The following is a 19,259-nucleotide window of genomic DNA, read 5'->3' on the forward strand; positions in this document are numbered from 1 at the left end:
GCCGCCGTCCACGAGACGGCCCACCAGGAGACATACCGCATGAGCGCCGAACTGCTCGCGTCCCGCCCCGTCGACAGCGAGTCGACCCTCGTCCTGACGCTGTCCAACCCCGGCGCGCGCAACGCGCTGCATCCCGACATGTATGCGGCCGGCATCGAGGCCATGAACACCGCCGAACGCGACGCCTCGATCGGCGCGGTGGTGCTGACCGGCGCCGATCGCTTCTTTTGCGCGGGCGGCAACCTGAACCGCCTGCTCGAGAACCGCGCCAAAGCCCCCGCCGCGCAGGCCGCGAGCATCGACCTGCTCGGCGAGTGGATCACCGCGATCCACGGCGCGACGAAGCCGGTGATCGCGGCGGTCGAGGGCGCGGCGGCCGGTGCCGGCTTCTCGCTCGCGCTCGCCTGCGACCTGATCGTCGCCGCCGACGACGCGAAGTTCGTGATGTCCTACGCGCGCGTCGGGCTCACGCCGGACGGCGGCGGCTCGTGGTTCCTCTCGCGTGCCCTGCCAAGGGCGCTCGCGACCGAAATCTTGATCGAGGGCAAGCCGGCCGCCGCGAAGCGCCTGCATGATCTCGGCGTCGTCAACCGCCTCGCGCGCCCCGGCAGCGCGCTCGGCGACGCGCTGGCCTGGGCCGATGAACTCGGCCGCGTCTCGCCGAACGCCGTCGCGCGCGTGAAGGCGCTGATCGCGCAAGCCCCCGAGCATTCGCTGGCCGCCCACCTGGCCGCCGAACGCAATCACTTCGTGGCCTCGCTGCACCATGCGGATGGGCTCGAGGGCATCACCGCGTTTCTCGAGAAACGCCCGCCCTCCTACACCCGCTGATCGCCCGCCGATCCGCCCATGCCAGCCGATTCCGACATGACCGCCTACACCCTGCCCAAGCGCCGCCGCGTCTACCTGATGCGCCACGGCGACGTGACCTATTTCGACGCCGCCCGCCAGTCGATCGATCCCGATACCGTGCCGCTCAACGAACGCGGCCGCGCCCAGGCACGCGCCGCGGGCCGCGCGTTCGCCTCGCAGTCGATCCGCTTCGACCGCGTCATCACGAGCGGCTTGAACCGCGCCGTCGAGACGGCCGCATTGGTGCTCGCGGAAACCGGCCAGTCGCTCGACCTCGAGATCGAGCCGGCCTGGCGCGAGATCCGCGGCGGCCATCTGGCCGACCTGCCGCCCGAGAACGTCGAGGCCGCGTTCCTCGGCGCGCTCGACGGCATCGTGCCCGACCACGTGCCGTTTCTCGGCGGCGAGACCATCGGCGAGCTGATCGACCGGGTACTGCCGCCGCTCGCCGCGCTGCGCGCCGATACGAACTGGGATACCGTGCTGCTGGTGCTGCACGGCGGCGTGAACTGCGCGCTGCTCTCGCACGCGACGCTGCCCGAGCAGCGCCTGTTCATCGGCCGGCTCGCGCAGTCGACCGGCTGCATCAACGTGCTCGACGTCGGCGAACCCGCGCACGACTGGGTGATCCGGCAGATCAACTACACGCCGCCCGACGCGCTGCACCGCGACGCGCGCAACACCGTGATGGAAGTGCTCTACCAGCAGTTCATCGAGGCGAATGCGGGCCGCTGAGCCCGCGCGCAACCGGAGGCAACGATGACGCAAGCGCCGCAGCAATCGGCAGCTAACCCGATCGACACCACCGCGTTCGAGGGCACCGCGCCCGTGAGCGCCGCGCAGCGCATCGACGTGCCCGCGCTCGACGCCTGGCTCACCGGCCACGTCGACGGTTATGCCGGGCCGCTCTCGATCGAGCAGTTCCGCGGCGGCCAGTCCAATCCGACCTTCAAGCTCGTCACGCCGGCACGGCACTACGTGCTGCGCGCGAAGCCGGCACCGGCGGCGAAGCTGCTGCCGTCCGCGCACGCGATCGAGCGCGAATACCGCGTGATGGCCGCGCTCGACGGCACCGCGGTGCCGGTGCCGCGCATGCTCGCGCTCTGCGAGGACGAGACCGTGATCGGCCGCGCGTTCTACGTGATGAGCTGCGTGGAGGGACGCGTACTCTGGGACCCGTCGCTGCCCGGCATGACGCGCGCCGAGCGCGCCGCGCACTACGACGAGATGAATCGCGTGATCGCCGCGTTGCATACGCTCGATCCGCAGGCGCTCGGCCTTGCCGACTACGGCAAGCCCGGCAGCTATTTCGCACGCCAGATCGGACGCTGGAGCAAGCAGTATCTGGCCTCGGAGACCGAGCCGATCGACGCGATGCACCGGCTGATCGAGTGGCTGCCGCAACACCTGCCGCCCGGCGACACAGGCCACGAACGCACGTCGATCGTGCATGGCGACTTCCGCCTCGACAACCTGATCTTCGCGCCCGACGCGCCGCGCGTGCTGGCCGTGCTCGACTGGGAGTTGTCGACGCTCGGCGATCCGCTCGCCGATTTCTCGTATCACTGCATGACCTGGCACGTCGAGCCGGGGCGCTTTCGCGGCGTGGCCGGCCTCGACTGGGCCGCGCTCGGGATTCCCGACGAGGCGAGCTACATCGCGCGCTATCGCGAACGCACGGGCTTCGCGATCGAGGGCGACTGGCACTTCTATCTCGCCTACAACATGTTCCGGATCGCGGCGATCCTGCAGGGCATCATGAAGCGCGTGGCCGACGGCACCGCGTCGAGCGCGCGCGCGCTCGATGCCGGCCGGCAGGCGCGCCCGATGGCCGAACTCGCGTGGCGCTACGCGCTGCGCGTGGCCTGACGATCCGGCGGCCGGCGATCCGGCGGCCGGCGAATCTACGCTCCGGCCACCACGGGGCTCGCCATCCCGGCCCGCGCGGCTGCCTCACGCCATCCCGGCGATCCGCCCGCCGCTCCGCTTTCGATCAACGATTCACTTCCAGCGAGGTTGCGATGGATTTCGATTACTCCCCGAGGGTCGACGTGATGCGCGAACGGCTGCTCGCGTTCTTCGACGAGCACATCTACCCGAACGAGCGCGCCTTCCACGACGAGATCGCGCGCAACCGCCGCGACGGCAACGCGTGGCGCCCCGTCGGCCTGCTCGAGACGCTCAAGCGCGAAGCCCGCGCCGCCGGCCTCTGGAACCTGTTCCTGCCGGCCTCCGACCGCGGCGCGGGCCTCTCCAATCTCGACTACGCGCCGCTCTGCGAAATCATGGGGCGCGTGCCGTGGGCGCCCGAGGTGTTCAACTGCAGCGCGCCCGACACCGGCAACATGGAAACGCTCGAACGCTATGGCGACGACGAGCAGAAGCGGACCTGGCTCGAACCGCTGCTCGACGGCACGATCCGCTCGGCGTTCCTGATGACCGAGCCCGAGGTGGCCTCCTCGGACGCGACCAACATCCGCACCCGGATCGAACGCGACGGCGACGAGTACCTGATCAACGGCCACAAATGGTGGTCGTCGGGCGCGGGCGACCCGCGCTGCAAGCTTTACATCGTGATGGGCAAGACCGATCCGGAGGCACCGCGCCACGCGCAGCAGTCGATGATCCTGGTGCCGTCGGACGCGCCCGGCGTCACGGTCCGGCGTCCGCTCAGCGTGTTCGGCTACGACGACGCGCCGCACGGTCACATGGAGATCATGCTCGACAAGGTCCGCGTGCCGGCCGCGAACCTGCTGCTCGGCGAGGGCCGCGGCTTCGAGATCGCGCAGGGCCGGCTCGGGCCGGGCCGGATCCACCACTGCATGCGTCTGATCGGGCTCGCCGAGCGCGCGCTCGAACTGATGTGCCGGCGCGCGCTGCAGCGCGTCGCGTTCGGCAAACCGATCGCCGAGCAGACGGTAACGCAGGAGCGCATCGCCGAGGCGCGCTGCCTGATCGACCAGGCGCGGCTGCTCACGCTGAAGGCCGCCTACACGATGGACAAGGTCGGCAACAAGGGCGCGCGCGGCGAGATCGCGATGATCAAGGTGGTGGCGCCGAACATGGCCTGCCAGGTGATCGACTGGGCGATCCAGGCGCATGGCGGCGGCGGCGTCAGCGACGATTTCCCGCTCGCCTACGCCTATGCCTCGGCCCGCACGCTGCGTTTCGCCGACGGGCCGGACGAGGTGCATCGCAACGCGATCGCCAAGCTCGAACTGGCGCGCCACGCGGCGGCGGCTGGCCGGACCGGCTGAGGGCACACGAGCCGGCAAATCAGGAAACCAGTGGAAGACAAGGCATGGCGGGGCCATCGCCCCGCCGCCCGTCAGAACAGATGCAGCGTGATGAACTCGGCCGCGCAGGCCAGCGCCGGCTCGCCGGTCGAATCGACCTGCACCGCGACCGACCACGAGCATTGCAGGCCGCCCTGCTTGCCGTCGGTGGCGGTCTTCACCGAGAACAGACCGCGCACCTTCGCGCCGACCGGCACCGGCCGCAGGAAGCGCACGCGGTTCAGCCCGTAGTTGACGCCCATCTTTTGCTCGAACTCGATCGCGTCGACCATCAGCGACGGGATCAGCGACAGCGTCAGGAAGCCGTGCGCGATCGGCGCGCCGAACGGCGACTCGCGCGCGGCCCGCTCGGGATCGACGTGGATCCACTGGTGGTCGTCGGTCGCGTCGGCGAAGCGGTCCACGCGCGCCTGCTCGATCGTGATCCAGCGGCTCGCGAAACCGTCGGCGCCGACCAGATCGCGCAGGGCCCGCACCGACGCGATGCGCGGCCGCCCGGCGCGCTCGCCCGCGGCATCCCCGTTCATGCGTTCGCCTGCGGATTGCGCAGCCCGAAGATCACCTTCGATTTCACCGTGATCACGGTGTCGCCGTCCTCGTTCTTGCCGATCCACTCGGTCGTCACGATGCCGCGATCGGGGCGGCTCGCGGACAGCCGCTTGTCGACGATGTTCTGGAACATCGTGATGGTCGCGCCGGCGCGCACCGGCTTCAGCCAGCGGATCTCGTCGATGCCGGGCGAGCCCATGCTGGTCGAGTCGCTCAGCACGTTGCGCACCAGCATGCCCATGAACACCGAACAGGTATGCCAGCCGCTCGCCACCAGGCCGCCGAACGGCGAGGCCTTGCCGCCCGCCTCGTCGAGATGGAACGGTTGCGGATCATAGCGCTGCGCGAACTCGACGATGTCCTCCGGCGTGAACGTGTGCTTGCCGATCTCGGTCAGTGCGCCGACCTCCAGATCTTCGTAACCGATCGTCATGCTTCTCTCTCCTGTTGGAATCCTGTTGGGTTTTGACGAAATGGGCACCTCAGACCGCATCGTATTCGAAAAAGGACGGCAGGGCGGCAAACCGGGCGAGGTGATGATCGACGTCGCCGAGCGTCGTCTCGATGATCGCGAGGCGCTTGAACAAATGCGCGGCCGCGACTTCCTGCGTCATGCCCATGCCGCCGTGCAACTGGATCGCCTGCTGGCCGACGAAGCGCGCGGCCTGGCCGATGCGCGCCTTCGCGGCCGACACGGCGCGCCGCCGGACGTCGGCATCGTCGTCCGCGTAGCGCACCGCGGCCAGATAGGTCAGCGAGCGGGCCTGCTCGGTATGGATCAGCATGTCGACCATGCGATGCTGCAGCACCTGGAAGCGCGCGATCGGCGCGCCGAACTGCTCGCGCGTCTTCGTGTAGTCGAGCGTGGCGCGATTCAGCGCGTCGAGCGCGCCGAGCGCCTCGGCGCACAGCAGCACGATGCCGTAGTCGGCGATCCGCTCCAGCGCGACGGCGCCCTGTTCGCCGCCCACGATCCGGCGCGCCGGCGTGGCCGCGAAGCGCAGCGTGGCCGCGCGCTGGCCGTCGATGGTCCGATAGTCGTCGGCGGTGGCGCCGGCCGCGCCGCGCTCGACGACGAACAGCGCGATCGCGCCGTCGGGCTGCCTTGCCGGCACGATCCACGCGTGCGCCTGCGCGCCGTGGCGGACTACCGCCTTGGTGCCGTCAAGCCGGAAGCCGTCGCCGTCGGGCTCGGCGCGCGTGTCGATCGCGGCCAGCTCATAGCGCGCGCCCGGTTCGTCGAACGCGACGGCCAGCACGGCGTCGCCGGCGGCCGCGCGTTCGAGCAGCGCGGCGTCGGCGGCGCAATCGCTCGCGGCGATCCGCAGGGCCTCGATGCCGACCGCCGTCGCCCAGTACGGCTCGACCACCAGCGCGGCGCCGAGCGCCTGCATGGCGACCAGCATCTCGACCGCGCCGCCGCCGAGGCCGCCGAACGCCTCGGGCACCGGCAGCGCGGTCAGGCCCAGCTCGGCGAACGCGCGCCACTGCCCGGCCGAGACGCCAGCCGCGGAGCCGACGATCGCCTGCCGTGCGTCGAACCCGTAACGCTCGCCCAGGTAACGACGCAGCGCGTCGGCGAACTGCTGTTGCTCTTCGCTGAAAGTGAAGTCCATGCGTCGCTCCTCAGAGGCCGAGAATCATCTGCGCGATGATGTTCTTCTGGATTTCGTTCGAGCCGCCGTAGATCGACATCTTGCGGAAGTTGAAGTACTGGGCGGCGAGCGGCGCCGCGTCGTCGCTGCCGGCGCTCGCATGCTCGCGTTCGCCGTCAAGGAACACGGGATCGAACGGCGCGGCGAGCGGCCCGATCGCCTCGACCATCAGCTCGGACAGCGCCTGCTGAATCTCGGAGCCCTTGATCTTCAGCATCGACGCCTCGGGGCCGGGGCCGCGCCCGCGGCCCTCCTGGCCGATCACGCGCAGCGCGGTCACTTCGAGCGCCATCAGGTCGATCTCGAGCGAGGCCACGCGCGCGGCGAACACCGGGTCTTCGAGCAGCGGGCGGCCGCGCCGGCGCTGGCCGGCCGCGAGGCGCTTCAGGAACCTCAGCTCGCGCTTCGAGTTGCCGACGCGCGCGATGCTGGTGCGTTCGTGGCCGAGCAGGTATTTCGCGTAGGTCCAGCCGCGGTGCTCCTCGCCGACGAGATTCTCCGCCGGCACCTTCACGTCCTCGAAAAACACCTCGTTGACTTCGTGTTCCTCATCGAGCGTGATGATCGGCCGGACCGTGACGCCGGGCGAGGTCATGTCGATCAGCAGGAACGAGATGCCCTCCTGCTTCTTCGCGGCGGGATCGGTGCGCACCAGGCAGAACATCATGTCGGCGTGCTGGCCGAGCGTGGTCCAGGTCTTCTGGCCGTTCACGACGTAGTGATCGCCGCGCCGTTCGGCGCGCGTGCGCAGCGAGGCGAGATCGGAGCCCGAACCCGGTTCGGAATAGCCCTGGCACCACCAGTCGGTGCCGTCGAGGATGCGCGGCAGCCAGTGGCGCCGCTGCGCCTCGTTGCCGTATTTGATCAGCACCGGGCCCACCATCGAGACGCCGAACGTCAGCGGCGGCGGCGTGCCGGCGCGTGCGCATTCCTCGTCCCAGATGTAGCGGCGCGTCGCGTCCCAGCCCGGGCCCCCGTATTCGACTGGCCAGCCCGGCGCGGACCAGCCGCGCGCGGCGAGCGTGCGATGCCAGCCGAGATAGTCGTCGCGGTCGAGACGCTTGTGGTTGAGAACCTTGTCGCGCAGCGAACGAGGCAGGTTAGCCTCGAGCCACGCCCGGATGTCGGCGCGGAACGCGTCGTCGGCGGGGGAATAATCCAGATCCATGCGCATGTCTCCTGGCCACGGGCCGCGACGGCCGTCCGGGAGACACGCGCCGATCAGGATTCGATCATTGCAGTGGCTCTTTCAGGGCGGCCGGCAGCGGCAGCGGCATCACGTCGATGCCTTCCTCGGCGAGGGCGCGCGCATCCTCGGGCGAAGTCACGCCGCGGATGCTGCGTGCGGGCGCTTCGTCGTAATGGATGCGTCGCGCTTCCTCGGCGAAGCGCTCGCCCACGTTCTCCGTCTTGTCCAGCACCTCGCGCAGCGCACGCATCAACTGCGCCTGCAGCTGGCGCGGATCGGCCTGGCCGGCCGGCGGCCTGGCCTGCGCCGCGCCGGACAGGTTCAGGCGCGGCGCCGACGGCATCCGGCTGATCTCGGTGGCCGCGCAGACCGGGCATTCGACGAGCTTGCGGGCAAGCTGCGATTCGAATTCGTCGGCGGACGCGAACCAGCCTTCGAAGCGATGGCCGTGCGAGCACTGTAAATCGAGGACCTTCATGCGGACTCGGGGCGTCTTGCGAGTGTACGCCCAAATAGAAGATTTAAGAACGGTCGTGCTAAATCACGATCGAGACCGTCCGGGCAGCGGCCCGGGTCCGCGAGATTGTAGCGCGCGGCGGATTCCCCGCCGGAGCGGGCCAAAAACCGGGAGAAGGCAGGAAAGACGCGAAGCGAGGCGGCGCCGGCGGCCGCGCTCGCGGCGGGCTGTGCTCAGCCCCGCTCGGCCGCGCCGAGCGGCCAGGTGCCGGCCAGCACTTTTTCGAGCCACATCGTGCCGATGATCGTCTTCACGTCGGTGATCTGGCCGGTGCGGATCCATTCAAGCAGATCCGGCAGCGTGGCCGTGAAGGTTTCGAGGAATTCGCCCTCGTCGAGCTGGCGTTCGCCGGCCACGAGCCCCTTCGCCAGATAGATGTCGATGAATTCGGTGGAGTACGAAATGATCGGGTGGATCCGCGTCAGATAGATGTACTCGCGCGCGGTGTAGCCGGTTTCCTCGCGCAGTTCGCGGATCGCGCAGGCGAGCGGTCCTTCCTGCGGATCAAGCTTGCCGGCCGGATATTCGGCCATCACCTTGCCGATCGGATAGCGGAACTGGTTTTCCATCAGCACGCGGCCGTCGTCGAACAGCGGGATCACCATCACCGCGCCGGGATGGCGAATGTATTCGCGCACCGCGTGCTTGCCGTCGGGCAGCCGCACGGTGTCGCGCGTCACCTTGAGAAAGTGGCCGTCGAGAATGGATTCGCTTTCGACGCAGACTTCGGCCAGCTGTGCGTCGTGATTCGGTAATTCGGCCATCGTCGGCTCCAGGGTTGGACGCGACGGCCGGGACCGTCAGCGTCGTTTGACGAGATACTGAAACGTGAAGCCCGGGAACGCGAACACCACGAACAGACTGAAGGTGATCGCGTAGAACTGCCAGCCCTGTTCGAAGCGGTTGCCGGCGCGCGATTCGAGCCAGAAGCCGAGCACGCCGACCGCGAAATACAGCACGATCATTTCGCCGATCCGCAGCCACGCGCTCTTGCGCGCCGCGCCGGCACGGGCCGGCAGGCACGCGAACAGGCGTTGATTCACAAACGGCAGGTTGGCGCCCGCGAGCGCCAGCAGCACGATGAACCAGCCGGCCGCGGACATCAGAGCGGCAGCGTGTGGGTGATCGCCTGCAGGCAGATTTCGATCAGCCTGCTGGGCGCCACGCCGAGCACTACCACGGCGGCGCCGTTGAGCAGCAGCACGCCGCGGTTCAGCGAGTCGCTCATGATCGGGTTGCTGTCCTGCGGCGCATCGAAGTACATCAGCTTCACGATACGCAGATAATAGAACGCGCCGAACAACGAGGAGATGACACCGAGGATCGCGAGCCACGTCAGGCCGGCGTTGATGGTGGCCTCGAGCACCGCGAGCTTCGCGTAGAACCCGACCGTCGGCGGAATGCCGGCCAGCGAGAACATCATCACCATCATCACGAACGCGAACACCGGGCTGCGCTTGTTGAGGCCCTTGAAGTCGTCGAGCGTTTCAGCCTCGAAATCGCGGCGTGCGAGCAGCATCACGATACCGAACGCGCCGAGCGTGGTGATCAGGTAGACGATCGAGTAGAACATCGCCGAGCTGTAGGCGGTGGCCGCGAAAGTCGGGCTGCCCTTCACGACGCCCGACAGCAGGCCCAGCAGCACGAAGCCCATGTTCGAGATCGCCGAGTAGGCCAGCATCCGCTTGACGTTACGCTGGACGATACCGGTGATGTTGCCGACGATCAGCGACAACGCCGCGAGGATCACCAGCATCTGCTGCCAGTCGGCCGCGAGCGGCAGCAGGCCCATCACGAGGAAGCGCAGGCCCCAGGCGAACGCGGCCACCTTCGGGCCGCCGCCCGTGAACAGCGACATCGCCGTCGGCGCGCCCTGGTAGACGTCGGGCACCCACATGTGGAACGGCACCGCGCCGAGCTTGAACGCCACGCCGGCCACCACGAAGATCACGCCGAACAGCAGCACCGCGTCGTTGATGCGGCCCGAGGCGATCGCGTTCAGCACGTCGTGCAGTTCGAGCGAGCCGGACGCGCCGTACAGCATCGAGATGCCATACAGCACGAAGCCGGAGGCCAGCGCGCCGAGCACGTAGTACTTCATTGCCGCTTCGCTCGATTGCGCGCCGTCGCGGCGCAGCGCGATCAGCGCATACAGCGACAGCGACATCAGCTCGAGGCCGAGATACAGCGTCAGGAAGTTGTTGCCCGAGATCATCACGAGCTGGCCGAGCAGCGAGAACATCCCGAGCAGGAACACGTCGCCGCGGAACAGGTCGCGATCGGCGAGGTAGCGGCGCGAGTAGATCAGCGAGACGCCGTAGCCGAACGAGACCACCGACTTCATCACGCTCGCGAACGAATCGACCACGATCATGCGCGAGAAGAAGTAGTACTGGTGCGGATCGAAGGCCTGGACCGCAAACCACACGCCGGCGGCGATCGACGAGACGACCGCGATCAGGAACGTGAGACGACGGCCGGATTCACCGGCCAGGGTGTCGTTCAGCCACGCCACGATGATGGCGAACATCACGAGCGCGTCGGGCAACAAGGCATTCATAGGTGCGTTTTGCATGGTCTTGGTTTCCTCCGCCCACACTTACTGCGGGGACAGCGGCAGCTTGGATTGCGCAACGTGAGAGAGGAGGTTTTCTACGGAAACGTGCATCACGTCGGTGAAGGGCTTCGGATACAGGCCCATCAGCAGCGTGAACGCGGCCAGCACGGCGAGCATCGAGAATTCACGAGCGCCGATGTCCTTCAGCCGCGTTACCTTCTCGTTGACCACCTTGCCGAAATAGACGCGTTTGTACATCCACAGCGTGTAGCCCGCGCCGAGAATCAGCGTGAAGCCCGCGCCGAACGCGATCCAGAAATTGAACTTCACGGACGCGAGGATCACCATGAACTCGCCGACGAACCCGGAGGTGCCGGGCAGCCCGCAGTTCGCCATCGCGAACAGCAACGCGAACGTCGCGAACTTCGGCATGACATTCACGACCCCGCCGTACTCGGCGATATTGCGCGTATGGAGGCGATCGTACAACACGCCGATACAAAGGAACATCGCCCCGGAGACGAAACCGTGCGAAATCATCTGCACGATCGCGCCCTCGACGCCCAGCTGGCTGAAGATGAAAAAGCCGAGCGTGACGAAACCCATGTGCGCGATCGATGAATACGCGACCAGCTTCTTCATGTCGGTCTGCACCATCGCCACGAGGCCGATGTAGATGACGGCGACAAGCGACAGCGCGATCACCACCGGCGCGAGGTAATGCGAGGCGTCGGGCGTGACCGGCAGCGAGAAGCGCAGGAAGCCGTAGGCGCCGAGCTTCAGCATGATCGCAGCCAGCACCACCGAGCCGCCGGTGGGCGCCTCGACGTGCGCGTCGGGCAGCCAGGTGTGGACGGGCCACATCGGCACCTTCACCGCGAACGCGAGGAAGAACGCGGCGAACAGCAACAACTGCGGCGTCATCGCGAGCTTCGCGCTCTGCCATGCGGCCAGGTCGAACGTGTGCGTCTCGCGGTACAGGTAGATCAGCGCGACCAGCATCAGCAGCGAGCCGGCCAGCGTGTAGAGGAAGAACTTGAACGCCGCGTAGACGCGGTTCGGGCCGCCCCAGACGCCGATGATGATGTACATCGGAATCAGCGTGGCCTCGAAGAACACGTAAAACAGCAGGCCGTCGGCCGCCGAGAACACCCCGATCATGATGCCGGACAGGATCAGGAACGCCGCCAGATACTGCGAGACGTTCTCGGTGATGACTTCCCATGCGGCGACGACGACGATGACAGTGATCAGCGCCGTCAGCACGACGAACCACATCGAGATCCCGTCGACGCCGAGGTGATACGAAACATTGAACCGTTCGATCCAGCTCACGTTCTCCTGGAACTGGAGAGCCGCGGTGCTCGGATCGAAACCGGTGACGAGCGGAATCGTGACAGCAAACCCGAGCAGCGAACCGAGCAGCGCGACCCAACGGATCACGCCGGGCTTCCGGTCCGTGCCGATGGCCAGAATCACGAGGCCGAACACGATTGGAAGCCAGATGGCGGTACTGAGAATCGGAAATGCGGGCATGAGTGGGTTCCTCTCCTTTCTTATTTGCCGCCGAGCGTAACAAACAGGGTAAGGAGACCCAACATGCCAATGATCATCGCGAACGCGTAGTGATAGATGTAGCCCGACTGCAGGAAGCGGATCACGCCGGCGAACCAGCTGACGAACCGCGCGCTCCCGTTGACGAGCCCATCGATCACGACGACGTCGCCCTCTTTCCACAGGCCCCGGCCGACTGCAACCGAACCCCTGGCGAACACGACCTCGTTGATCTTGTCCATGTAGTATTTGTTATCGAGCAGCGTATAGATCGGGCCGGCCGCGCGACGAATCGCCGTCGACAGGTCCGGGCGCTTCAGATACAGGAACCAGGCAACGACGACACCCGCCAGTGCGAGCCAGACCGGCAGGCCCGTCACCGACTGCAGGCCCATCGCGGCCCAGCCGTGGAATTCATCGGCCATCTCGGCAACCGCCGGGTGGTTCTGGCCGATGAAGATCACCTTGTCGAACGCGACGCCGTGCTGGAAGAAATCGCCGAACAGCATCGGGCCGACCGCGAACGCGCCGATCACCACCGACGGAATCGCGAGCAACACGAGCGGCACCCAGACAACCCACGTGGTTTCATGCGGTTCGTGGACATGGTGGCCATCGTGATGGCCGTGCGCGTCGTGCCCTTGCGCGGCGGCCTTGCCCATCGGCGAATCGGGATGCTTCGGCTTGCGGAAGCGCTCTTCACCATGGAACACGAGGAAATACATGCGGAACGAATAGAGGGCGGTCACGAAGACACTGGCGACCACAGAAAAATACGCGAAACCGGAGCCCGGCAGATGCGACAGTTTCACCGCATCGATGATCGAATCCTTCGAATAGAAACCCGAGAAGAACGGCGTGCCGATCAGCGCGAGCGAACCGATCAGCGAAGTGATCCAGGTGATCGGCATGTACTTGCGCAGGCCGCCCATGTTGCGGATGTCCTGGTCGTGGTGCATGCCGATGATCACCGAGCCTGCCGCGAGGAACAGCAGCGCCTTGAAGAACGCGTGCGTCATCAGGTGGAACACGGCGACCGGATAGGCCGACACGCCGAGCGCGACCGTCATGTAGCCGAGCTGCGAAAGCGTGGAGTACGCGACCACGCGCTTGATGTCGTTCTGGATCACGCCGAGGAAGCCCATGAACAGCGCCGTGATCGCGCCAATCACGGTGATGAACGACAGCGCGGTATCGGACAGCTCGAAGAGGGGCGACATGCGCGTGACCATGAACACGCCGGCCGTCACCATAGTGGCCGCGTGGATCAGCGCCGAGATCGGCGTCGGGCCTTCCATCGAATCGGGCAGCCAGACATGCAGCGGGAATTGCGCCGACTTGCCCATCGCGCCAATGAACAGGCAGATGCAGGCCACCGTCAGCAGGCCCCAGTTGGTGCCCGGGAAGTGCATCGCGGCGAGCGCGCTGCTCTTGGCGAACACTTCGCCGTAGTTCATCGAGCCGGCGTAGGCAAGCAACAGGCCGATGCCGAGCAGGAAGCCGAAGTCGCCGACGCGGTTGACGATGAACGCCTTCATGTTCGCGTAGATCGCGCTTTCCCGCGTGAAGTAGAAGCCGATCAGCAGGTAGGACACGAGGCCGACTGCTTCCCAGCCGAAGAACAGCTGCAGGAAGTTGTTGCTCATCACGAGCATCAGCATCGAGAACGTGAACAGCGAGATGTAGGAGAAGAAGCGCTGATAGCCGTCCTCTTCCTGCATGTAGCCGATCGTGTAGATGTGGACCATCAGCGACACGAAGGTCACGACGATCATCATCATCGCCGTCAGCGAATCGACGAGGAAGCCGACTTCGAGCTTGAGCGGCCCGACGTGCATCCATTCATAGACGGTCGCGTTGAAGCTCGCCCCGTCCAGCACCTGCAGGAACACCATCACCGACAGGACGAACGAGATCGTCACGCCGAGGATCGCCACGCGGTGCGCGCCCTTGCGCCCGACCGTGTTGCCGAACAGGCCGGCGATGATCGAGCCGGCGAGCGGCGCGAGCGCAATCGCCAGCAGCAGATTTTCATTGAGTGTGGTCGACATAGCAGACTCGCCTGAGATTAGCCCTTGAGCTGGTCGAGATCCTCGACATTGATGGTGTCGAGTTTGCGGAACAGCGTGACCAGGATTGCCAGGCCGATCGCTGCCTCCGCCGCCGCCACCGTGAGCACGAAGAACACGAAAATCTGTCCATGCACGTCACCGAGATAGTGCGAGAACGCGACGAAGTTCGTATTGACCGCGAGCAGCATCAACTCGATCGCCATCAGGATCACGATGATGTTGCGGCGGTTCAGGAAGATGCCGACGATGCTGATCGCGAACAGGATCGCGCCGAGCACGAGATAGTGGGCCAGGGTCAGGTTCAACATGGTTCGATTCTCCTCGCTCAGCCTTTGGTCGCCGCGGCGGGATCGGCTTCGGCCGGGGCGGCCTCCGGCGGCTGCGGCTTCTCGGCCGCCATCTTCACGAGGCGCACGCGGTCCTCGCGGCGCACGCGGATCTGCTCGGACACGTTCTGGCGCTTGCGGTACTTGCCCTTGCCCGCCGTCAGCGAGACCGCCGCGATGATCGCCACCAGCAGCACCAGGCCCGCGATTTCGAACGCGAAGATGTAATCGGTGTAGATCACCTTGCCGATCAGGCGCGTGTTCGACATGTTGGCGAGCGCACCCGAGGCCACGTCGCGCACCGGCGAGGCGGTCGCGCCGTAGCCGCGCCAGAGGATCAGCGCGGTCTCGACCACGATGATCGCGCCCACCACGGTGGCCATCGGCACGAAGCGGCGGAAGTCGCGGCGCAGCACGTCGACGTTGATGTCGAGCATCATCACGACGAACAGGAACAGCACCATCACCGCGCCGACGTAGACCAGCACCAGCAGGATCGCGAGGAATTCGGCCTCGAGCAGCATCCAGATCGCGGCCGCGTTGAAGAACGCCAGCACGAGGAAAAGCGCGGAAGCCACGGGGTTGCGCGCGGTGATCACCTTCAGTGCCGAGATCACCAGCAGCAGCGAGAAGATGTAGAAGAGTACGGTCGTGAAGTCCATGGTTACCGGTTCATCGTTAGGCCTTGGTCAGGCACGGTTCTCGGGCACTGCAACGTGCCGCGCACCGTTGCCGCGGCGCTCCCGGGCCTGCCCTTCCCGGGCCGGCCCGTCCAGCTCATCGATACGGCGCGTCGGCGGCCTTGGCGGCCGCGATGTCCTTCTCGTAGCGATCACCGACCGCGAGCAGCATTTCCTTCGTGAAATACAGGTCGCCGCGCTTTTCGCCGTGATACTCGAGGATCTGCGTCTCGACGATCGAATCGACCGGGCAGCTCTCCTCGCAGAAGCCGCAGAAGATGCACTTGGTCAGGTCGATGTCGTAGCGCGTGGTGCGGCGCGTGTTGTCGGCACGCGTTTGCGACTCGATCGTGATCGCCATCGCGGGGCACACGGCCTCGCAGAGCTTGCAGGCGATGCAGCGCTCCTCGCCATTCTCGTAGCGGCGCAGCGCATGCAGCCCGCGAAAGCGCGGCGAGATCGGGGTCTTCTCTTCCGGGAACTGCACCGTGAACTTGCGCTTGAACGTGTAGCGTCCGGTCAGCGCGAGCCCCTTGAGCAACTCGGTCAGGAAGAAGGTCTTAAAGAAATGTTGGATAGCCGTCATGATGGGATCCGCCCTCTCAATTCCAGATATTCAGCGGCGACATCATCCAGAAGCCGACCACCACCACCCAGATCACGCAGATCGGCAGGAAGATCTTCCAGCCGAGACGCATGATCTGGTCGTAACGGAAGCGCGGGAACGTCGCGCGGGCCCAGATGAACACCGACAGCAGGAAGAAGACTTTCGCCACGAGCCAGAAGATGCCCGGGATGAACGACAGGAAGCTGAACGGCGAGTCCCAGCCGCCGAGGAACAGCGTGGCGGCCAGCGCCGAGATCACGATCATGTTGATGTACTCGGCGAGGAAGAACAGCGCGAAGCCCATCCCCGAGTAGTCGATCATGTGACCGGCCACGATTTCCGATTCGCCTTCCACCACGTCGAACGGGTGGCGGTTCGTTTCCGCGATGCCCGAGATGAAGTAGATGACGAACACCGGCAGCAGCGGCAGCCAGTTCCACGACATGAAGTTGATGCCGTGGTGCGCGAAGTAGCCGTGCTGCTGCGAGGCGACGATCTCGGAGAAATTCAGGCTGCCGGCCGTCATCAGCACCAGCACCAGCGCGAAGCCCATCGAGATTTCATACGACACCATCTGCGCGGCCGCGCGCATCGCGCCGAGGAACGCGTACTTCGAATTCGACGCCCAGCCGGCGAGGATCACCGCGTACACGCCGATCGACGAGATCGCCATCGCGTAGAGCAGGCCCGCGTTGATGTTGGCGAGCACCGCGCCGGCCTGGAATGGAATCACCGCCCAGACCGCGAACGCCGGCACCACCGTCATCACCGGCGCGATCAGGTACAGCCAGCGACTCGCGGCGGTCGGCTGGATCACTTCCTTCAGCAGCAGCTTCAGCACGTCGGCGATCGGCTGCAGCAGGCCGCCGGGGCCCACGCGGTTCGGGCCGAGCCGCACGTGCATCCAGCCGATCAGCTTGCGCTCCCAGAGGATCAGGTACGCGACGCAGAGCAGGATCACCACGGCGACCACGAGGATGCGCACGAGCGCCCATACGGTCGGCCATGCCACGCCGAGCAGCGCGGTACCACCCGAGTTGATCGTATCGAACAAGCTCATTTACGCCTTCTCCACCACGAGTTCACCGGACTGGCCGCCGAGTACCGCACCGGCGGGCGTGGCGGCCGACACGCGAACCACCGTCTCGGCCAGATTCGCATCGCGCACCGCCGGCAGCTGCACCGAGCGGCCGCCCTGGCTCACGCGAACCGCGTCGCCGTTGGCGAGGCCGAGCTTGTCGAACAGCGCGGCGGGCAGGCCCACCGCATGCGCGGCCTTCGCCGCCACCGTCAGGTGCAGCGCGCCGGCACGGCGCGCGAGCGGATCGGCATGGTAGATCGGCACGTCGGACAGGCGCTCGAGCGCGCCGGCGGCCGGCTGCGCGGCGGCGCGTGCCGGCACGACCGAGGTCGCGTTCGACAGGCGCGCGGCGATGTCGCCGTCGCCGAGCGCGGCGAGCCGCACTTCATCGGACGTCTCGTATTCGAAGTTCGGCAGGCCGAGCAGGCTGCCGAGCACGCGCAGCACCTTCCAGCCCGGGCGCGTGTCGCCGAGCGGGCGCACCACGCCGTTAAACGACTGCGCGCGGCCTTCGGCGTTGACGAAGGTGCCGGCCGTCTCGGTGAACGGCGCGATCGGCAGCAGCACGTCGGCGTAGTCGGTGCCGTACTTGAACGGCGACATCACGACCACCATCTCGGCCTGGTCGAGCGCCGCGCGCGCGGCGATCGGATCAGCCGTGTCGAATTCGGGCTCGACGTTGACGAGCAGGTAGCCCTTGCGCGGCTGCGCGAACATCTCGCTCGCGTTCAGGCCGCCCTCGCCCGGCAGCACGCCGGCGAGATGCGCGCCAACCGTGTTGGCCGCTTCCGTCAGGAAGCCGAGCGTCGCGCCCGTGTGCTCGGCGATCCACTGCGCGAGCGCATGCAGTTGCGCGAACTGCGGATGGCGCACCGCGCCGTTGCCGAGCAGCACCGCGCGACGTTCGCCGCTCGCGAGCGACTGCGCGACACGCTCGGCCTCGGCCGAGGCCTCGACGCCCGCGATCGCGTCCGGCAGCGCGCCGCCGCTCGCCTTGGCGACCGCCGCGGCGATGCCGGCCAGCGCCTCGAGCCAGCCCGACGGCGCCGCGACAATGCGCTTGGCCGACGGGATCAGCGCGTCGTCGCCACTCGCGTTGAGGAGGTGGATCTGCGCGCCGGCCTTGGCGGTCTGGCGCAGGCGCGCGGCGAACAGCGGATGGTCGCGGCGCAGGATCGAGCCGATCACGAACGCCGAATCGAGGTTCGACAGGTCGGCGATCGGCATGCCGAGCCACGGCGCGCCCGATACCGGCGCCGAGAAATCGGTCTGGCGCAGGCGGAAGTCGACGTTCGGCACCTTCAGCTCGCGGGCGAGCTGCTTGACGAGGAACAGTTCCTCGAGCGTGGCGTGCGGGCTCGCGAGCGCGGCCAGCGCGTTCGCGCCATGATCGGCCGCGATGCCCTTCAGGCCCTTCGCGACATATTCGAGCGCGGTCTGCCAGTCGGTCTCGATCCACTCGCCGCCCTGCTTCAGCATCGGCTTGGTGAGACGATCCTCGCTGTTCAGTCCTTCATACGAGAAGCGGTCCTTGTCCGAGATCCAGCATTCGTTGACGGCTTCGTTCTCGAGCGGCAGCACGCGCATCACGCGGTTGTTCTTGACCTGCACCACCAGGTTCGCGCCGACCGAATCGTGCGGGCTCACCGACTTGCGGCGCGACAATTCCCAGGTGCGGGCGCTGAAGCGGAACGGCTTGCTCGTCAGCGCGCCCACCGGGCACAGATCGATCATGTTGCCCGACAACTCGGAATCGACGGTCTTGCCGACGAACGTGGTGATCTCCGAATGCTCGCCGCGGCCCAGCATGCCGAACTCCATCACGCCGGCCACTTCCTCGCCGAAGCGCACGCAGCGCGTACAGTGGATACAGCGCGACATCTCTTCCATCGAGATCAGCGGGCCGACGTTCTTGTGGAACACGACGCGCTTTTCCTCGCGATAGCGCGACGACGACTTGCCGTAACCGACCGCCAGATCCTGCAGCTGGCACTCGCCGCCCTGATCGCAGATCGGGCAGTCGAGCGGATGGTTGATCAGCAGGAATTCCATCACCGCCTGCTGCGCCTTCACTGCCTTTTCCGAGTGCGTGCGTACGATCATCCCGGCGGACACCGGCGTCGCGCAGGCCGGCACGGCCTTCGGCATCTTCTCGACGTCAACGAGACACATGCGGCAGTTAGCCGCAACCGACAGCTTTTTGTGGTAGCAGAAGTGCGGAATATACTTGTCTGCCTTGTGCGCAGCCTGGATCACCATGCTGCCTTCGGGCACCTCGACCTTCTTCCCGTCTATCTCAAGTTCAACCATGATGATGTATGGTC

General features: G+C 66.6%; 19 protein-coding genes. 4 read left to right on the top strand and 15 right to left on the bottom strand.

Annotated elements, in window-relative coordinates; genetic code table 11:
- Positions 1-39 precede the first annotated feature (39 nt).
- The 4 genes from bpln_RS13500 (at position 40) to bpln_RS13515 (ending at position 4,109) form a co-directional block, all read left to right on the top strand.
- Positions 40-831 (top strand): oxepin-CoA hydrolase, alternative type, encoded by a 792-nt coding sequence (locus bpln_RS13500; protein WP_042626703.1) that lies wholly within the window; start codon positions 40-42, stop codon positions 829-831.
- Positions 832-867: 36 nt separating this feature from the next.
- On the top strand, positions 868-1,587 hold the full coding sequence (locus bpln_RS13505; protein ID WP_055139050.1) for a histidine phosphatase family protein: 720 nt from the start codon (positions 868-870) through the stop codon (positions 1,585-1,587).
- A 24-nt stretch (positions 1,588-1,611) separates the two neighbouring features.
- Positions 1,612-2,721: a phosphotransferase gene (locus tag bpln_RS13510; protein ID WP_055139051.1), complete on the top strand. Its 1,110-nt coding sequence runs from the start codon at positions 1,612-1,614 to the stop codon at positions 2,719-2,721.
- Between the two features lie 152 nt (positions 2,722-2,873).
- Positions 2,874-4,109, top strand: a complete 1,236-nt coding sequence (locus tag bpln_RS13515; RefSeq protein WP_055139052.1) for an acyl-CoA dehydrogenase family protein — start codon at positions 2,874-2,876, stop codon at positions 4,107-4,109.
- A gap of 71 nt (positions 4,110-4,180) precedes the next feature.
- Here bpln_RS13515 and bpln_RS13520 read toward each other — a convergent pair whose 3' ends face one another.
- The 15 genes from bpln_RS13520 to nuoG form a co-directional block, all read right to left on the bottom strand.
- A complete protein-coding gene (locus bpln_RS13520) occupies positions 4,181-4,675 on the bottom strand; it encodes a MaoC family dehydratase (RefSeq protein ID WP_055139053.1) in 495 nt (164 codons plus the stop codon).
- On the bottom strand, positions 4,672-5,130 hold the full coding sequence (locus bpln_RS13525; RefSeq protein ID WP_042625587.1) for a MaoC family dehydratase: 459 nt from the start codon (positions 5,128-5,130) through the stop codon (positions 4,672-4,674). The genes bpln_RS13520 and bpln_RS13525 overlap by 4 nt, the downstream gene beginning before the upstream one ends.
- A gap of 49 nt (positions 5,131-5,179) precedes the next feature.
- Positions 5,180-6,313: an acyl-CoA dehydrogenase family protein gene (locus bpln_RS13530; protein ID WP_055139054.1), complete on the bottom strand. Its 1,134-nt coding sequence runs from the start codon at positions 6,311-6,313 to the stop codon at positions 5,180-5,182.
- Positions 6,314-6,323: 10 nt separating this feature from the next.
- A complete protein-coding gene (locus bpln_RS13535) occupies positions 6,324-7,520 on the bottom strand; it encodes an acyl-CoA dehydrogenase family protein (RefSeq protein ID WP_055139532.1) in 1,197 nt (398 codons plus the stop codon).
- 64 nt (positions 7,521-7,584) lie between these two features.
- On the bottom strand, positions 7,585-8,019 hold the full coding sequence (locus bpln_RS13540) for a DUF1178 family protein (RefSeq protein WP_042625589.1): 435 nt from the start codon (positions 8,017-8,019) through the stop codon (positions 7,585-7,587).
- Between the two features lie 212 nt (positions 8,020-8,231).
- Positions 8,232-8,822: an NUDIX domain-containing protein gene (locus bpln_RS13545; RefSeq protein WP_055139055.1), complete on the bottom strand. Its 591-nt coding sequence runs from the start codon at positions 8,820-8,822 to the stop codon at positions 8,232-8,234.
- Between the two features lie 36 nt (positions 8,823-8,858).
- Entirely contained in the window at positions 8,859-9,161 is a 303-nt protein-coding gene (locus tag bpln_RS13550) for a DUF2818 family protein (RefSeq protein WP_055139056.1), read from the bottom strand.
- Entirely contained in the window at positions 9,161-10,618 is a 1,458-nt protein-coding gene (gene nuoN / locus bpln_RS13555) for an NADH-quinone oxidoreductase subunit NuoN (protein WP_042625592.1), read from the bottom strand. Before nuoN ends, bpln_RS13550 begins: the two co-directional genes overlap by 1 nt.
- Positions 10,619-10,657: 39 nt before the next feature.
- Positions 10,658-12,151, bottom strand: a complete 1,494-nt coding sequence (locus bpln_RS13560) for an NADH-quinone oxidoreductase subunit M (RefSeq protein ID WP_042625593.1) — start codon at positions 12,149-12,151, stop codon at positions 10,658-10,660.
- Positions 12,152-12,171: 20 nt separating this feature from the next.
- Positions 12,172-14,220, bottom strand: a complete 2,049-nt coding sequence (gene nuoL / locus bpln_RS13565) for an NADH-quinone oxidoreductase subunit L (RefSeq protein ID WP_055139057.1) — start codon at positions 14,218-14,220, stop codon at positions 12,172-12,174.
- A gap of 17 nt (positions 14,221-14,237) precedes the next feature.
- Positions 14,238-14,549: an NADH-quinone oxidoreductase subunit NuoK gene (gene nuoK / locus bpln_RS13570; RefSeq protein ID WP_013698856.1), complete on the bottom strand. Its 312-nt coding sequence runs from the start codon at positions 14,547-14,549 to the stop codon at positions 14,238-14,240.
- A gap of 17 nt (positions 14,550-14,566) precedes the next feature.
- The gene (locus bpln_RS13575) at positions 14,567-15,229 is read right to left on the bottom strand and encodes an NADH-quinone oxidoreductase subunit J (protein ID WP_015876530.1); all 663 of its coding nucleotides are present in this window, start codon (positions 15,227-15,229) and stop codon (positions 14,567-14,569) included.
- A 115-nt stretch (positions 15,230-15,344) separates the two neighbouring features.
- A complete protein-coding gene (nuoI, locus tag bpln_RS13580) occupies positions 15,345-15,833 on the bottom strand; it encodes an NADH-quinone oxidoreductase subunit NuoI (RefSeq protein ID WP_015876531.1) in 489 nt (162 codons plus the stop codon).
- 16 nt (positions 15,834-15,849) lie between these two features.
- Entirely contained in the window at positions 15,850-16,914 is a 1,065-nt protein-coding gene (nuoH, locus tag bpln_RS13585) for an NADH-quinone oxidoreductase subunit NuoH (protein ID WP_042625595.1), read from the bottom strand.
- The gene (gene nuoG / locus bpln_RS13590) at positions 16,915-19,245 is read right to left on the bottom strand and encodes an NADH-quinone oxidoreductase subunit NuoG (RefSeq protein ID WP_042625596.1); all 2,331 of its coding nucleotides are present in this window, start codon (positions 19,243-19,245) and stop codon (positions 16,915-16,917) included. It abuts the gene before it with no gap.
- Positions 19,246-19,259 lie beyond the last annotated feature (14 nt).

Source organism: Burkholderia plantarii, assembly GCF_001411805.1.
GTDB lineage: Bacteria > Pseudomonadota > Gammaproteobacteria > Burkholderiales > Burkholderiaceae > Burkholderia > Burkholderia plantarii.

What these genes read in the sequence shown, in the direction of transcription:
- bpln_RS13500 (WP_042626703.1), top strand. Translation starts at nt 40, where the DNA reads ATGAGCGCCGAACTGCTCGCGTCCCGCCCCGTCGACAGCGAGTCGACC.
- bpln_RS13505 (WP_055139050.1), top strand. Translation starts at nt 868, where the DNA reads ATGACCGCCTACACCCTGCCCAAGCGCCGCCGCGTCTACCTGATGCGC.
- bpln_RS13510 (WP_055139051.1), top strand. Translation starts at nt 1,612, where the DNA reads ATGACGCAAGCGCCGCAGCAATCGGCAGCTAACCCGATCGACACCACC.
- bpln_RS13515 (WP_055139052.1), top strand. Translation starts at nt 2,874, where the DNA reads ATGGATTTCGATTACTCCCCGAGGGTCGACGTGATGCGCGAACGGCTG.
- bpln_RS13520 (WP_055139053.1), bottom strand. Translation starts at nt 4,675, where the DNA reads ATGAACGGGGATGCCGCGGGCGAGCGCGCCGGGCGGCCGCGCATCGCG.
- bpln_RS13525 (WP_042625587.1), bottom strand. Translation starts at nt 5,130, where the DNA reads ATGACGATCGGTTACGAAGATCTGGAGGTCGGCGCACTGACCGAGATC.
- bpln_RS13530 (WP_055139054.1), bottom strand. Translation starts at nt 6,313, where the DNA reads ATGGACTTCACTTTCAGCGAAGAGCAACAGCAGTTCGCCGACGCGCTG.
- bpln_RS13535 (WP_055139532.1), bottom strand. Translation starts at nt 7,520, where the DNA reads ATGGATCTGGATTATTCCCCCGCCGACGACGCGTTCCGCGCCGACATC.
- bpln_RS13540 (WP_042625589.1), bottom strand. Translation starts at nt 8,019, where the DNA reads ATGAAGGTCCTCGATTTACAGTGCTCGCACGGCCATCGCTTCGAAGGC.
- bpln_RS13545 (WP_055139055.1), bottom strand. Translation starts at nt 8,822, where the DNA reads ATGGCCGAATTACCGAATCACGACGCACAGCTGGCCGAAGTCTGCGTC.
- bpln_RS13550 (WP_055139056.1), bottom strand. Translation starts at nt 9,161, where the DNA reads ATGTCCGCGGCCGGCTGGTTCATCGTGCTGCTGGCGCTCGCGGGCGCC.
- nuoN (WP_042625592.1), bottom strand. Translation starts at nt 10,618, where the DNA reads ATGAATGCCTTGTTGCCCGACGCGCTCGTGATGTTCGCCATCATCGTG.
- bpln_RS13560 (WP_042625593.1), bottom strand. Translation starts at nt 12,151, where the DNA reads ATGCCCGCATTTCCGATTCTCAGTACCGCCATCTGGCTTCCAATCGTG.
- nuoL (WP_055139057.1), bottom strand. Translation starts at nt 14,220, where the DNA reads ATGTCGACCACACTCAATGAAAATCTGCTGCTGGCGATTGCGCTCGCG.
- nuoK (WP_013698856.1), bottom strand. Translation starts at nt 14,549, where the DNA reads ATGTTGAACCTGACCCTGGCCCACTATCTCGTGCTCGGCGCGATCCTG.
- bpln_RS13575 (WP_015876530.1), bottom strand. Translation starts at nt 15,229, where the DNA reads ATGGACTTCACGACCGTACTCTTCTACATCTTCTCGCTGCTGCTGGTG.
- nuoI (WP_015876531.1), bottom strand. Translation starts at nt 15,833, where the DNA reads ATGACGGCTATCCAACATTTCTTTAAGACCTTCTTCCTGACCGAGTTG.
- nuoH (WP_042625595.1), bottom strand. Translation starts at nt 16,914, where the DNA reads ATGAGCTTGTTCGATACGATCAACTCGGGTGGTACCGCGCTGCTCGGC.
- nuoG (WP_042625596.1), bottom strand. Translation starts at nt 19,245, where the DNA reads ATGGTTGAACTTGAGATAGACGGGAAGAAGGTCGAGGTGCCCGAAGGC.